General features: G+C 67.6%; 8 protein-coding genes. All 8 read right to left on the reverse strand.

Features of this window, described 5'->3' with window-relative positions; translation table 11 throughout:
* Positions 1-115: 115 nt before the first annotated feature.
* Genes QU663_RS02260 through QU663_RS02295 form a run of 8 tightly spaced genes read right to left on the reverse strand, consistent with a single transcriptional unit; the run spans position 116 to position 14976 of the window.
* The gene (locus tag QU663_RS02260; protein WP_021611245.1) at positions 116-4573 is read right to left on the reverse strand and encodes an FtsK/SpoIIIE domain-containing protein; all 4458 of its coding nucleotides are present in this window, start codon (positions 4571-4573) and stop codon (positions 116-118) included.
* The gene (locus QU663_RS02265; RefSeq protein ID WP_021611244.1) at positions 4570-5340 is read right to left on the reverse strand and encodes an FHA domain-containing protein; all 771 of its coding nucleotides are present in this window, start codon (positions 5338-5340) and stop codon (positions 4570-4572) included. The genes QU663_RS02260 and QU663_RS02265 overlap by 4 nt, the downstream gene beginning before the upstream one ends.
* Positions 5337-6905 carry a serine/threonine-protein kinase gene (locus QU663_RS02270; protein ID WP_304990655.1) on the reverse strand — a complete coding sequence of 523 codons (1569 nt, stop codon included), beginning with the start codon at positions 6903-6905 and terminating at the stop codon, positions 5337-5339. The genes QU663_RS02265 and QU663_RS02270 overlap by 4 nt, the downstream gene beginning before the upstream one ends.
* On the reverse strand, positions 6905-9037 hold the full coding sequence (locus QU663_RS02275; protein WP_021612116.1) for an FHA domain-containing protein: 2133 nt from the start codon (positions 9035-9037) through the stop codon (positions 6905-6907). The genes QU663_RS02270 and QU663_RS02275 overlap by 1 nt, the downstream gene beginning before the upstream one ends.
* Positions 9030-9938 carry a PP2C family serine/threonine-protein phosphatase gene (locus QU663_RS02280; RefSeq protein ID WP_021612117.1) on the reverse strand — a complete coding sequence of 303 codons (909 nt, stop codon included), beginning with the start codon at positions 9936-9938 and terminating at the stop codon, positions 9030-9032. The genes QU663_RS02275 and QU663_RS02280 overlap by 8 nt, the downstream gene beginning before the upstream one ends.
* Positions 9931-11235: an FHA domain-containing protein gene (locus tag QU663_RS02285; protein ID WP_021612118.1), complete on the reverse strand. Its 1305-nt coding sequence runs from the start codon at positions 11233-11235 to the stop codon at positions 9931-9933. The genes QU663_RS02280 and QU663_RS02285 overlap by 8 nt, the downstream gene beginning before the upstream one ends.
* Positions 11228-13666: a transglutaminase domain-containing protein gene (locus QU663_RS02290; protein WP_021612119.1), complete on the reverse strand. Its 2439-nt coding sequence runs from the start codon at positions 13664-13666 to the stop codon at positions 11228-11230. The genes QU663_RS02285 and QU663_RS02290 overlap by 8 nt, the downstream gene beginning before the upstream one ends.
* Positions 13663-14976: a DUF58 domain-containing protein gene (locus QU663_RS02295; protein WP_021612120.1), complete on the reverse strand. Its 1314-nt coding sequence runs from the start codon at positions 14974-14976 to the stop codon at positions 13663-13665. The genes QU663_RS02290 and QU663_RS02295 overlap by 4 nt, the downstream gene beginning before the upstream one ends.
* Positions 14977-14980 lie beyond the last annotated feature (4 nt).

Genomic DNA, 14980 nt, shown 5'->3' on the forward strand with positions numbered 1-14980 from the left:
GGTCTGGTGTGTTCGGGCCGACGGTTCCCACGTCGGATAGGGTGATTAGCCCGTAACCTCAAACTATCATTCGGTCTTGTCATGGGCGATGGGGACTAGTCCCCATCGGGTCTTGTCATACTCGGGGCACCTGCACTTTCCACTGCTTACCGGACTGGACAAAGTACCCGCGGCCCGGCACGGCCTCGCGCCCAGAGACGCCAGGCACGGCGACGCCGACAGCGTTCTCGCCCTCACCGGGCGAGGGACACAGGACGATCCCGGTTCGCCCGCTGCGCACGCCCGATGCCAGGGAGCCGCCGAACGACCAACCCGACACGTCGGCCTCGGCAACGACCAGATGACCGTTGGCCTTCGACGAGGCGATGGCGTCCTGTAGCTGCTGATCGCACGCGGAGAAGGAGAACTCTCCGATGCCCTCGACGAAGAGGACGACTCCCGGCGTGTTGTCCGGCGCCTCCTCCTCGAACAGGTGGGCGTGCTTGATCAGCATGGACGCGATCTTGTCCGCCCCCTGCGCCGTCTCCGCCCACAGCGGTTCCCTCGCCACCAGGGAGCGGCGTGCGCTCGCGTGCAGCATGACCGCGTTCGGGAATGCGCGGTGGACGCTGCGGGCCAGCCACCGGACCATGTTGGTCCTGCCCGACTGGGCGGGGCCGGTGATGGCGACAGTGCCCGCAGGGCGCAGCGGCATCGGAGCGAGCGAACCAGCCTCGACACCGATGACCGGGCGTCCATCGACAGTGAGGTCGACCTCGCGCGCCGGTATATCGAGCGGCAGGGAACGGATCGGTGCCGGCCGCGTGCGTTGACGCATGTACCTGGTCCCGGCGAGCGACTCGATTTCCCTGGCCTGAGCGAAGTCTGTGACGTTCGTGCCCAGGATCGGCAGCTGCAAGAGGTTCGGGTTACCCACCTGCATCGCGCGACCGGGCGCGCTCGACGCGCTCAGGACATCGCGTGGAAGATTGAAATAGAGGTAGGCGTCCTCGTCGGTCAGTCGCAGGACCACTTTTCGTTGGAAAGACGCGGTGATCGAGTTCGGAATGGCCTGCGGTCGATCGGCCGACACCGCGAAGTGAACGCCGACTTCGCGCCCATCCGACAGGACCTGCTGGAAGCGGCTCCAGATCGCCGCGTAGCGTCCAGTGAGCTGGTACGTCTCGGCGAACGCTGCGATCCCGTCGATGAGCACCAGGTATCGGGGTTCGTCCTTGTGCCCCGACAGCTCGCGGTAGGAGGTCAAGTGGTTGGCGTTGATCGCCTTGTAGGAGACTGAGCGCTCCTCGACGATGTCGCCGAGCATGGTGATGAGCTTCGCGATTCGCTCGTCGTCGTCGCCGACGATGACGTCGCCGACGTTGGGGAGCTTCTTGAGCATGTCGAGGCCGCCGCCAGCGAAGTCGAGGGCGTAGACGTTGACGGGACCGGAGCGAGGCGTGATGCTTGCTGCGATCGCGAGTGAGCGCAGCGCTGTCGTCTTTCCGGAACCCGACGCCCCGTAGTAGGCGATATGTCCGTCCTGATCGGGGCGGAAATACTCGACTTCCTGCGTCTGTTCCTCGGGATCGTCCAAGACTCCGAGGACGATCTTATCGTCGGAGCGTTGGGGCAAATGCGCGAGGTTGTAGGTCTGCGCGAGTTCGGGCAGCCACGGTTTGCGAGGCGGGCGAATCTGCGCTTTCTCGGCGGCCGCACGAATCGTGCCAACGACGCGGGAAATGTCAGTGGGGACATCGTCGCGAGGCTTGGGGGGTTCGGGCGTCTTCCACGGTTGAGGCATGCCGAAGCCCAGTGCTTCGATGTCAACCTGCGTGGTCTTGAGACCCTCGGTCGTGCGGGCGCCGGGGTAGGCCGACTGGAACACCGAAATCCTGCCGGGTCCCGTTTTCGCAGCGGCACGGCCGGGCGTGTTCTGCGGGAAGTGGGCGGCCATGTGGTCGCCGAGCACGTCCTGGGAATCATCGATGTCAGCCATACGCAGGGCGACGCGCAGGTTCGTGTTCGCACGGAGGTTGTCCTTGATGACACCAGCGGGGCGCTGCGTCGCAAGGATAAGGTGGAGGCCGAGGGACCGTCCCCGCTGCGCAACGTCCACGACGCCGTCGATGAACTCCGGGACCTCGTTCACGAGCGCCGCGAACTCGTCGACAACGATGACGAGCGAGGGGGGACAGTCGGGATCCCCGGACTTCTCCAGGGTGACGAGGTCCTTCGCCCGTTTCTCGCTCAGCAGTCGCTCGCGGTAGCGCAGCTCTGCGCGCAGTGAGGTCAGGGCGCGGCGCACCAGGTAGGGCGACAGGTCGGTGACCAAGCCGACGGTGTGCGGCAACTCCGTGCACTGCTCGAAGGCGGAACCACCCTTGTAATCGACGAACAGGAAAGTCAGCCTGTCAGGCGAGACCGATTGAGCCATGCCGAGGACCCACGCCTGCAAAAACTCGGATTTGCCGGCGCCAGTGGTGCCGCCGACCAGCGCGTGCGGGCCGTGCACGCGCAGGTCCAGCTGCATGGGTTCGCTCGCGCCCTGGCCAACGAGGGCGGCCAGAGGAACGGCGGGGATCTTCTTGTGTGGGCGCCCGGAAGCGCGGTCGATGATCGAGTGCGAGGCCCTCCAACGCTCGATGAGCGCATTGGGATCGTCCGCCAGTTCCTGGCCCGTCAGGTCCACGTAGGAGATCGAGCCGGGCAGGTCCGAGTCGTCGTCGACGGGGACGCCCGCGTCAAAGAGAGGCGAGAGCGACCTGCCTAGGCAAGCCAACTCCTCGTCGGACACGCGGTCCACGGACACGTCCTGGAGCGCGCGCGAGGCCCGGACATCGCCGATGGACGCCTGAGCGCCATTGAAGGCGATGAACGAGCGGCACGCCGCTGGCAGCTCGGCGAACGTCGGGGCCATCCACACGACATAGATTCCCCTGTCGGGGCCGAGCTCAGCAATGCGGTTCAGACGCGCTCGGTCCACCAGCACGTCGTCGACGAAGACGACCACTGCGGGAATGGGATTCGGATACTCCTTGGTTGAATCCTCGCCCGATGCCTCCTCCTTCGGTGCGGAAGAAACGTCGGGGCCTCGGTCGCAGACCTCGCTGGGATCCCCTTGGCTGCGTGCTTCGAGGAGTCCCTCAAGCTGCGAGAGCACAACCTTGCCCGAGGTGGAGTCGGAGGCCAGGTGGATGCCGGAGCCGAAGGGGGAGTGCGGGGAGGAGGAATGGGGAAGCCACTTCATCCACTCCCAGCCATCCACCCGTTCAGCGGAGGTCAGGCACGTGACGATGACTTCTGCGGGGGAGTACTGCGCCGCCAACTGCGCCGCAATCGCGCCGCGCGCCTGCCTGAGAATGTCAGCCGGGCCGCACAGGCCCAAGCCGCCGGAGGCCCGAAGATCCGCAACGAGAGGAACGTGTGCGACCCGGGAATACTCGTCAGCGAGCGCACGCACCCTGGCGATGGCCTCCGGAAGCCCAGAGCGCTGATCCGCCCCTTCGATGGTGACCCTCGCGACGTCCGTGCCCTGACCGAGCCGAAACCTGAGGAACTCCGGGTGTTCCGGCCGCCGCATCCACAATGAACCGTCGCGACGCAGGGCCCCCGCAATGACCTGGTCGATCGGAGGATACTGCGCGTGGCGTGATTCCATGTCCTCGCGTCGGCTCTCCTCCAGGTCCTGGTGCGTGATGCGCAGGGCATCCTCGAAGTGTTCCATGGCCTCGGCGAACTCGGTTTTCGCCTGCCTGCGCTGATCCCACCACGAGCCGAGCATGATGACCGGGCTGAGGACGACGAACAACAGGCTCGTCAGCTGTCGGGTCATGAGGAACATGCTCACGCCCATAATCAGCGGCGCGATGAGGCCGATGATCGGGAAACGCGAGGGCTTGGGACGCGTGGGCGCCTCGGGGAGCTTGACGGTCCGAGCGCTCGTGTGAGGGATGACCTGGGGCGACCTGATGAAACCAATGTCAGTCGATTCCCCCGTCGACTCGGGCATCTTCGTCTGAACCAGCTGGATTTGCGTGTCCCCGAGGAGAATCACGTCTCCGGGGGTCACCGTGGCATGCTGGACGCGATGGTTGCCGACGAGAACGCCGTTGGCGGAATTAAGGTCATGAATCTCGATACAGGAGCCAACGGTAATACGCGCGTGAGTCTTTGACACTCGCCGATCGTTGAGCATCACCGTACAGGAGGGCGCGCGGCCCACGGTGGTGCCGCCGAAGTACAAGGGCACGCACATGCCCCTGTCATTTCCATCCAAGACGCGCAGCTCGCCGGCGACGCCGCCCGCTGTGATCGCGTCCTTCGTCGACACGATGTCGACGAGAGACCCCGATTGAAGTCCCGTCTCGGTGACGAAAGCAGACGAGGGGAGAACCGAAGCGATGCGCCCGTCCGTAGGATCCAGAACACGAAGGGTCAGAGAATCCGGAGAAGCGAGTGTTCCCGCGCTCTTAGACGGACCCGAGGATGCGAGGGCAGCCGCGACATCGCCGACAGTCGCAGTTGAGTCGGTGGTGACCAGCAGGTCGTTGTCACTGTGTCCGCGCCCGCGCAGCGTCAGTTTGATTTTCATCTCCGGTCCTTCCCGGTGGGCGCTTGGCAGGCGCGGTTACGTTGTTTCTCTTCGTCGAGAAGCTGCAGGTCGGCGCTGGAGACCAGCCGCGCGGCGACCGCGTATTCGACCAGTCGGACGCGCCGGTGCGTCGCCAAGGACCCGGGCCGGCCGCGCATGCCGGGAACACCCATCCGATCGAGCTTGTCGGCGACGTTGTCGAGTTTTCGGTTGAAACGGGTGATCGACCACCCCAGCCGGGCCGCCGCCTCGACGTTACGAGGAATGTCGGTGGGACCCGACCCAGCCTGCGTCAGCCAGGGTTCGCACAGCGCCAGAATCAGCAGATATTGTGACGGCGTGAAACGTGCTTCCCCGACGGTGACTTCGCCGGAGTCAACGGCCGGGGCGCTGTAGCTGCGGAACGTCGTCCCCTTCACGGTGACGGAGAACTCATAGGTTGTGGGACCGGCCGCGAACACGACGACGACCGAGTCGAACACAAGCGGGATACGAGCCCCGGGACCGACCCGCGCCTGCATAGACCCGGACTCGTCGGCGACGGTGACCGCGATGCGCGACCCGACGTTATCCAGCCACCACATGCCGTCGTGACAGCTGATGCGCACGAGGCGCCGATGCAGGAACGGATTGTCGTCGATACACAGGTCGGCTTCGCGTCCGATCAGGAATTCCTGATCCGCGCGGATCGGGTAGATCTCGCCGCAGTAGTCGACAACCGCCGACTCCTCCACGATCGCCTCGTGCTCGTTGCCCGCGGTGCTCATGGCGTCTCCACGCATTCGATGGCCTCGTTCGAGGAGCGCCCGTCCGAGTTGCGCACAGCGACGGACAGACACGTGCGCCCAGGCACGGCGGGCACGGTGACCGAGGTTTCTTTCGTCTGGCGTACCGCGTGCTCTTCCTTGGGGTCCTCGACGTGGTACAGGTACGTGGTTCCCGCCCCCGCCGAGTCCCACGTGAAGGTCACGCCATCGGGGGTGAGCGTCCCCGACAGGCCGGTGACCGACGCGTTCGCGTTGGCCGACGGAAGCCCGTCAAGCGGAGGAGCGTCGGCCGCGGACTGGGTGGGAGCCTTCGTGGTTCCCTCACCGCGCAGCACCGTCCACACGCCGAAGGCGATGCCTCCGAGGAGCAGAACCACGAGCAAGAACCCCGCCACGACCGCGCCGAAGCCCTTGGATGAGCGTTCCTCGTCCTCGGCCCCTGACGCGTCCCCCGACGCGGGCGCGGAAGCACTCGCGGGCGCGTGCACAGAGGCGTGCGCAGCGGCGGGTGCGTGCGCAGCGACGGGCGCGGGTGCGCTCGCGGGCGCCGGGGCGGGGTCCACCTTCGTCAAGACGGTGACGGTTCGGTCGTCCTCGTCCGCGATGGACGAGGCCGGGGTCGGGACATGCGAGGAGAAAACGGCGATCGGCGCGGCGCTGGTTTCATCCCCCTCGTCGTCCTCGTAGGCGGTGGTGGGGGCCTCCACGCCCATGGCCTCGAAGGGAGTGGGGGTCAGGCGCAGCGAGGACTGGACGTGCTGCAGGGCGAGGGCAAATTCGCGTGCCGACTGGTAGCGCCGCTTGTGGTCTTTCGACATGGCGATCGCGAGGATACGCTCAAGTTCCGCGGGCACATCGCTTCGACCGATGGCGGGAACAGGGGAGCGCAGCACCCGGTTGAGCACGGAGAGTTCGCGGTTGTCTCCTCCGGGAACCTCGAAGGGCGAGTGGCCCGTCAGGATGCCGTGCACGGTGGCAGCCAGGGAGTAGACGTCGATCGTGGGCCCGAAGGGGCCTGTCCCGTCCTGCTGTTCGGGAGGCGCCCACGCGACGGAGAACCCGCCGGCTGTTTCCTCGTCCGTTCCTGTCTGCGCGGCGATGCCGAAGTCAGTGAGGACGGGGTGCCCGAACTGTGTGAACAGGATATTCATGGGCTTCACGTCGCGGTGAATGATCCCGCGCTGGTGAAGTGTCTCGACCGCTCCGGCGATGCGCACGCCGATGTCGAGCGCTTGCGACACGGGGATCCGGTGCTCTTTGGAGCGCTGGCCCAAGTGTGGGGGAGGACAGTATTCCATGACCAGGTAGTGGCGGCCGTCGTCCGTGATTCCCGCCGTGTAAAAGGACACGATGGACGGGTGGTTGGAGACGCGGGCCATCAGGTTGACTTCCGCGTCGAAGGCGGCCGAGGCCTGGGCATTGGAGTCCGGTCGCAGGACCTTGACCGCCACGTCACGCTGGGGCATCAGCTGGCGGAACAGGTAGACGTCGGCGAAGCCGCCCGAACCGAGGTGCCGGACGAACGTCGCGTTGGGAATCGCTGGGGGGTCAAGTGGCCGTCGCATTACTCCTCCATCCGGAACGAGATCTCTTCACCCAGTTCGACGACGTCTCCCGGTTTGAGCACCGTGGGAACGTTCTCGTCCAGGCGCACGGGGGCCTGCCCGGGGCGCGTCAGGTACGTTCCGTTATTGGAACCCAGGTCGTGCAGGCGTACGTCCCAGTCGTCGATCCGTAGCTCGCAGTGGCTGCGTGAGATCTGCTTGCGGGGGCTTGGGACGATGACCAGGCGCGCGGGTTGCCGACCGGCCCCTGCGCTCGATCGCGGGCGACGCCCGATGATGATGTCCTGCTCCAGTGCCACTTCTTCCCCCGTTGACAAGACGATCCTGCCCAGGCTGGGGCGCGGGACGGTGACGGAGCTGCTACTCAGCGGAGACGAGCAGATCCGACACGACGAGGCATGGGTCGCGTTCGGGTGCCCCTTCTCGCACAAGACGGCCAGGACCTGCGGACCGACCGCGGCGGGGGAGGCCTGTGCGGATGACGAGACCTGCACGGACGCGGACTGCGATGACTCGTCGGGTTCAGAGTTGACGTGGCGGGCATAGTCGCGTAGCTCGCGGGCGCGCTGAGGGAGCGTCGTCATCCCATCGTGGTCGCCGTCGGCTGTGGCCTCCATGAAGCGGCGGTAGGTCGCGCTCGGCTTCGCAGTGGGGGTCGAGTGCGCGTCCGAGGAGACCCCGGGGACGGAGTCGATGAAGAAGCCGCCGGGTGGCACGTCGAGCGGGGGTTCAGGTTGCGCGGGCGTGGCCGGGAGCGGAACGCTCGAGATGGGCAGGGACGGGGAGAGGGCGGGGGTGGGTTCCTGGTGAGCCTCCTGCGCGTTACCGGTGAACGGGCCGTGGGGTGGGGGAACGGGAACGGGGTCGTCGTCGATGACATCGGAGTTTCGAACGTGGCGAACGGCCGCGTCTTCGACGGTTCCCGCACGGGTCACGTCGTCGTAGAGGTACTCGTAGGGGGAGACGCGATCCTCGCTGCCCTGCTCCCCGGGCGCGTACCCCGGCTCCGCGTCGATGGCGGGGGATAATGCCTGTTCCTCTTCGGGTTCGGGGTCCGGTTGCGCGTCACCGGAGGAGACGCGGTCGTCACCCGGCGAGGATTCCTCCGCTTCCTCCTCGCGATCGTACCAGGGGATTTGCGTTTCCTCCCCCGTGCTCTCGGCCTGGGCCAACGCTTCGGCTGCGGGAGCCTCGCAGTCGTGGAGGGGCGCCGACGGGTGCGCGTCGGGTTCGTCAGATTCGTCGTCCGCGAGGGGGGCGGGCACCTCAGAGTCAAGGGGCTCCTCCTCGAAGAAGGGGGCCGCAGCCGCCGCGAAGAAGGCCGCGGCGGGGGAATCGTCATCCTCGGCAAAGAAGGAAGCATCGTCGGCGTCACCCGTCGGTTCGTCAGACCCGGACGAGGCCTCCGCGAGCCAGGAGAGATCGGCGGAGGAACCCTCGCCGTCGGCAGGCGCGTCGCCCGAATCGGCGGGGGCGGGATCAGGAGTCAACGACACCTCGGGGGTCGCTTGCGCGCCCGCAGAGGGAACGGGTGCACCGAGAGCGGGGGAGACCTCGTCCGGAGTGACGACGGCGCTCGCGGAGGACACAGGCTCGGAGGACAGAGTCTCGGAAGAAGCGGGGGTGGCCTCGTCCCAGCCCACGGACTTGACGGGAGAATCGGCGGGCGTGCCGCACGCTACCTCGCCGACCGTGCCCGACGCGAGCGTGGACACGGGCAGAACCGCGCTGAGCGCCTGCCACGGCGTTTCTTCTGGCCCGAGGTCGTCCACCGGCGTGGCAACCCGCCACCCCGAGTGCGTCCGGAAACGATACTCGGACCACGTGATGACGTTGCCTCCGGCCACGGACGTCGGCCCCTCGGGTCCATCGACGACGACCTCGAACGCGCCGCGCACCGCGATGTGCGCGCCACCGGCCTCGTCGATGATTGCGACAAAACTGGGCAGCGACGCCAGGTTGGCGGCGAACGCGGACGTCAGTTCCTGTAACAGGACAGGCAGGTCTGCGCCGTCCACCATGAGTTCCCAGAATCGCTGGGCGAGCGCCTCATGACCCGGCTCCAGAACGAAAATCCCGCGCTCGGTCACAGCGGCAGGGTAGCCGCCGGGCGTCCACGTGCGTCTACGCATGGCATTCCTCCACTCCGTGTGCGTGCGGTCCCTCCTGCGCCGACACCGACGGCAGGCCAGCGTGAGTCGGGCCACTGAGGGTCGCATCGTTATCGACCGTCTCATCGCCGCTGCTCGGCTGCCCCCACTCGGGCGAGGCCTCCACAACATCCACGATGATGACGGTGACGTTGTCTTTTCCTCCGGCGCCCAGCGCCTGAGCGATGAGCTCGTCGGTCGCCTGCTCGCGATCCGTCACGTGTCGCACGATCATCTCGATGAGCGCGTCCGTCACCTCCCCCGACAGCCCGTCGGAGCAGATGACCCACCGGTCGCCGCAGTGGACGGGAACCATGAAAATGTCCGCGGCGACATCGCCGGACATTCCTGCCCCCAACGCGCGTGTGATGACGTTGCGCCGGGGAAGCGCCCGGGCCTCGACGTCGGTGACGCACCCCGCGTCAAGGAGTTCTTGCACCTCGGAGTGGTCCACGGAGATCTGCTCGAAGCTGCCCTCGGAGAGCAAATAGGTACGGGAATCACCGATGTTGAACACGGCCGCGCAGGGCTTGCCGCGATACTCCTGGAAGGCAACACCCGTCAGCGTCGACCCCGGGGCCCGGTGTCCGGCGCCCAGCGCACAAACCGAGGCCGCGGCGCGAGAAACCGCCTCCGACAGCAGGGCTGGCGTCGCGAACGCGCCGAGTTCCAACGAGCCGCACACCGCATCGACCACGGCCCTCGACGCGATGTCGCCCGCGTCGTTGCCGCCCATCCCATCCGCAACGAAGTAGGCGGGGAAGGCCGCACCCCACGAGTCTTCGTTGCGGACGCGCCGACGCCCCACGTCCGTGCGGGCCGCGTGCGCAATGACGAGCCGTGCGCCCGCCGGGCCGACCGCCTCGGCGATTGCGCTATCCATCGATGACCACGCTCCGCTGCCCGTAGCGGACGGTGTCTCCGGCGCGCGCGTGGACGGGAACGCCGGGCAGGACCGGCGTTTCCTCACCGTCGGCACGAACGACGACCGTTCCCCCGGTCGAGTGCAGGTCCTCGACGAGAACACCCTCACGCGTCGCCGTCAGCACGACGTGAGTCTTCGATACCGTCCGATCCGGGTCATCGACGGGAATGGGAGAGGCGGTGGGGTGCGAGGCCGGGGCGACCGGGTTGCGCCCGAGCACGATTGAGCCTCCGAATGGATAGTTCACGCCCGTATCAAAGGTGACCCGAGCCGTGTCGTAGCGCACCCCGAGCTGCGTGCGGTCGTCAGCGTCGTCCTGGGGTAGGGAAGAATCAGGCGCCTGCGCGCTCGTCGAATAGGTGGACGAGGACGGCGAGAAGGACAGCGGCTGCTCGGTCGCCGCGGGTTCGCTGGCAGCCGCATCGGAGTCCGATTTCGACCACGGGGTCGAGCCAATGTAGTCCGAGGATGGCGCCGTGGCCGCCGACGCGGATGCCTGCGCGGAGACCTGCGTGGGTGGCGTCGGCACCGGGTCAGAGGCGGCGCTTGCCCACGGCACGTGCGTCGCTTCTGGCTCCGGGGTGGGAGGCGCGGGCGGCGCGGACAGCAGCGTGGACATCGGCGCGGACGGCGGTGCGGAAGGCACGGACGGTACAGGAGGGAGGGAGGCAGCGGCCGAGGCCGTCGCGTTCCACGGCTGGACCACCGGCTGCGCCGGCGCCTGCGGCTGCGGGGTGACGGGCGTCTTGTATGGGTCGCGTCCGGCCTTCGTGTTAATCGAGACGATACCCAGCGTGCGGTCGAACCACGTCCGGTTTATCTCGTCCATGCTGGCGAAGCAGATGATGATGGAACCGACACCGAAGGTCAGCGTACCGATGACGCTTTGCAGGAGGAGCTTTCCCACGCCCGCCCACCCTGCGGGGGCACCCGTGTCAACGCGCACCCAGCGCACGCCGGTCAGGCTCATGAGAGGAGTCGCCCCTGTTCGCACGAGCCTGATGACCACAAAGCCAAGCCATGCGAAAGCCATCACGCCAGTAACAATGTTCAGTGTGTTGAACGCATCCCGTGACATCCTGTAGATGACCAGCAAGTAGAAGGGGGCGAAGGTCAGCAATACATCGAGCGTGCCGTAGATGATGATGGCGAGAATACGCCACGCCAGTCGGCGCCCGAGGCTGACCGCGACGGTTCCCGCCAGGTGCGGAGGAACCTGAACGGGATACTTGCCCGGAACGATCATTTCATACATTGTCCGTACCTTTCAGGGGTGTGGCCTCGTCGGTGGCCGCCGGTGTCGTCTTCTTCTGGCGCCGCTGGGCGATCAGCTCCGTGAGGCGTTCGAGGCGCACGCGCAGGGGAACCCTGCGCATCCACAGCGACCTCACCGACAGATGCGCCCAGTAGCGCCGATACCAGGGCGTCTTCCCCGAAATCGCGGCCACGACCTCGTCCCTGATCTCCCAGGAACGCTCCGCCGCGCGCCCCCGGGCGCCCGCGTCGGAAAACACGACCGCGTCCATCGAACGGGCCATGAACACCAGGGCGGTGCACTGCTCGTCCCACCGGTGAAAGCCGGTATCCGCTGGGATGTCGGCGCGGCGGTCGATCAGCCTCGCGTCGATCGCGCGCGCCTGCGTGAGCCGGGTCGCCCGAATCGGGACGCGCAGGCCCGTGTCCGTCGCGTAGTCGACCACGTCGTCCCACGCGCCCGCGCTGCGTTCCTCGTCAGTGCCGACCGTGCGCCTGCGTCGCCGACGCAGCGCCTTAAACAGGAGCAGACCCCAGATCGGGGAGAGCACCAGGACGCCCACGGCGCCCCAGCCCAGGATCGCGAGGAGAACGCGGATCCACGCGGGCCAGCCGTCTTCGTCATCGTCCGAATCGTCGAAGGTGTCCGGAGGCAGTTCCGCGGGGTCCTGCGGCGGGTCTGGCGGCTGGAGTACCTGCGGCTTCGGGTCGGGCTTCGGCTTGGGGACCTCCGTCTGGGGGACGTGGTCGCGCGGGGGCGTCGGGTCGAAGGGCACCCAGCCCACGCCCTCGAAGGGGACCTCGACCCACAGGTGCGTGTCCTTACCCGTCAGCGTCAACTGTCCCGAGGCCGGGGTCTCCGGGTGGAAACCCATGACGATCCGGGCGGGGATCTGTCGCGAGCGCAACATGAGGAGCATCGCGACCGCATACTGGTCGTCATCGCCGATGAGCTGATCGGCGCTCAGGAAATCCTCGATGCGCGACGTGCGGTGGCCCGGCAAAGACAGCTGATCGGAGCCGTCGGAGTAGAAGCCCTGATCGTGGAGCGTGCGCTGGATGGCGCGGACCTGGGCGATGCCGGGCGCGGCGTCCCCGATCATCTCGTTGGCCGCGTCGGACACGTCGGAGGGAACACCTTCATCGGAGGGAGGCGCCATTGATGAAAAGGCGCGGCCTTCAAGTTCCTCGTCGCTCCACTGATGGGTCACGATGCCGCTGACACGGTAGGTGTCCCCCTGCGCGAGGCGCACCGTGGACAGCGCCGTCTCTAAGTGGTCGTGGAAGTAGAGCGCGTCCGCGAGCTGCCCCGCGCGATCGGAGGTGTACTCCAGCGACCGGACGCCGTCGACCGTGGGCACCCAGTTCCCCGAATAGCCTTCGACGCGCACGGTCACGTTCGAGGCCTCGGCGCCGGCGGGCAGCGGCGTCTCGTAGAACGAGGGGCCAACGTGGCGGAAACCCGACCCGTTAGCGTTCGCGGCGATCTGGATGACGGTCCCGTCGTAGTAGTCCAGGGTCGCCAGACGGAGCCTGCCGCCCTCGGGCAGCCCGTCCACCGTCAGCAGATCGGTGTCCTTATCGGTCGTGTTGAGGAAGCGGAACTGGGTGGCAGGGGAGTGATACTCCTGGAGGTTGAGCGGCGGCTCGACGTAGTCACGTGCGACCACTCGGTGCGAATCCGTGACGACGATGCGCGTGAGGGGAACGGCGATCGCGAGGGCCAGGATGATCAGCGTGACCGCGCCGATGCCTCGGCGGGCCGTGGGCGTGACCGTAGAATCGTTGAACTCGACGATCCCGCGGCTGCCTTCGCGGCGGGCGCGACTGGTGACGTACGCGGACCAGGCGATGCCCACGACCACGCTGAACAGGCCGATCGGCAGGGCGAGGGGAGCTAGCTGAGAACTCCAGATGATGCCCAGGAGCGCCAGGATCCCGACGGGAGCCAGCGCCCACAGCGGTCGCTTGGTGCGCAACACGATGGTGAGCGCGACGAATGCGGTGACCAGGGCGCTCAGGAACGGCATGATCGCGGGGCCCACGAAGATGCCTGCGGGCGGCTGGACCGTCAGCAGATCCTTCCACGAGGTGATCAGGCCGACGACGAGCATCTGGATGGTTCGCCGCGTGGGCACCACGTGGAAGATCGTCGTCGTCGGGAGGGCCAGCGCCCCGCCGGTCAGCAGATAGGCGGCGGCGAGCGCCAGCGTCGACCCGATGGCGCGCACGCGCGCCGCGGCCGTGAGTGCGGCGACCAGGAGGCCCACGACCAGGCCCCCCAGGGCCGCGACGTAGCCTGCGTGTCCGCCGAAGACCGGCCCGTGAATGAGGGCCGCCGCGACGAGCATCGACACGACTGCGAGGGCGTCGACGCAGCGGCGCAGGGCCGGCGAGGTCGCGCGGGACGTGGGGGAGGGGTGGGACGTCATCCGAGGGCCTTCCACATTCCGATGGCGAAGTCATCCAGGGTCGGGGCGACGACGACCGGCGTGTTGCCGAGGGTGCGCAGCTCGAAGTCCGAGTCGGTGTCGATGCGCACGCCGGTGATCACCATGTCGAGGGGAAGCCGCGTGAGCGCCGCATGCAGGTCGGCCAGGTGCGTGCGCGATCCCGAGATGACGACGGCGGTCGAGGCCTGGGAGGCCTCGGTCCCGGCGCGCTGAGTGAGCGCGCTGATGCGTTCAGCGCCTAGGACGCGCTCCACGCCGGACAGGGAATCCATCGCGTGCATCGGGGTGGGGGTTTTCAGGTGGCCCGCCTGGGTGTGGACCGACACTTCTTTCGCGTCGACCAGGGCCGCGCGCGCCATGGAGGCAGCGGCGGAGACACCGATCTCGAATTCGTCGTCGCTGGCCCACGCGTCGGTGTCGAGGTCGAGGACGATCAGCAGGTGGGAGCGGCGCGTTTCCTCAAATTGGCGGACCATGAGCTTGCCGATGCGTGCCGTGGAGCGCCAGTGGATGGCGCGCCGGTCGTCGCCGGGCACGTACTCGCGCAGGGCGTGGAAGGACACGTCCGCGGAGGACAGGTCCTGCGTGGTCGCGCCCTCGATATCGCGGATGAAACCGACCGTTGAGGCGTTCATGGCGACCGTGCGCGGGTGAATGTAGAGCTCGGTGGCATCCGACCACGTCTGGACGCGGCGGACCAGGCCCAGGCTGTCGCCGCGGATCGTGGAGGCTGGGCCGACGGCCACAATGCCGCGCCTTGTCGTCGCGATCGCGAAGACCTCCTCGTGGCTCTCACCGCGGCCCAGGGGAGGGCACAGGAACGAGTTGGCGCCCGCGCCGACGCACAGCTCGACCTTGGTGGCGCGCAGGCGACGGGACGTGGGGTTGGTGACCGTCAGGGCGCCGAGCGCTCTTTCCCCGACCGTCACACGCGTGTTGGCCAGTCGCAGCGCGACGGTGTGTCCGGCCCGTCCCAGCGACCACAGGAGGGACAGGGCCACCAGGGACAGGCACGTGAAACCGAAGACGGCCGCCTCCACCCACGAGGCCAGGGAGCCCGCCAGGGCGGCGCCCGCGCCCACGAGCGTTGTCCCCCAGCCGAGCGGGGTCACGGAGGACCCGAGCCGCATGAGCGCGCCCACGCCTCGGACGCGGCGCAGCGCGTCGATGACGTGCCGCCAGGAGGATGCGACCGCCGCCGAGGCACGCGCGAGTCCGACGCGTGCGCGAGTGACGGCGTCGAGGCGCTCGCGCAGGTGGCGCTTGTCGGCGACGGAACGCGGTGCCACAGTC

It is taken from the genome of Schaalia sp. HMT-172 (assembly GCF_030644365.1).
Taxonomy (GTDB): Bacteria; Actinomycetota; Actinomycetes; order Actinomycetales; family Actinomycetaceae; genus Pauljensenia.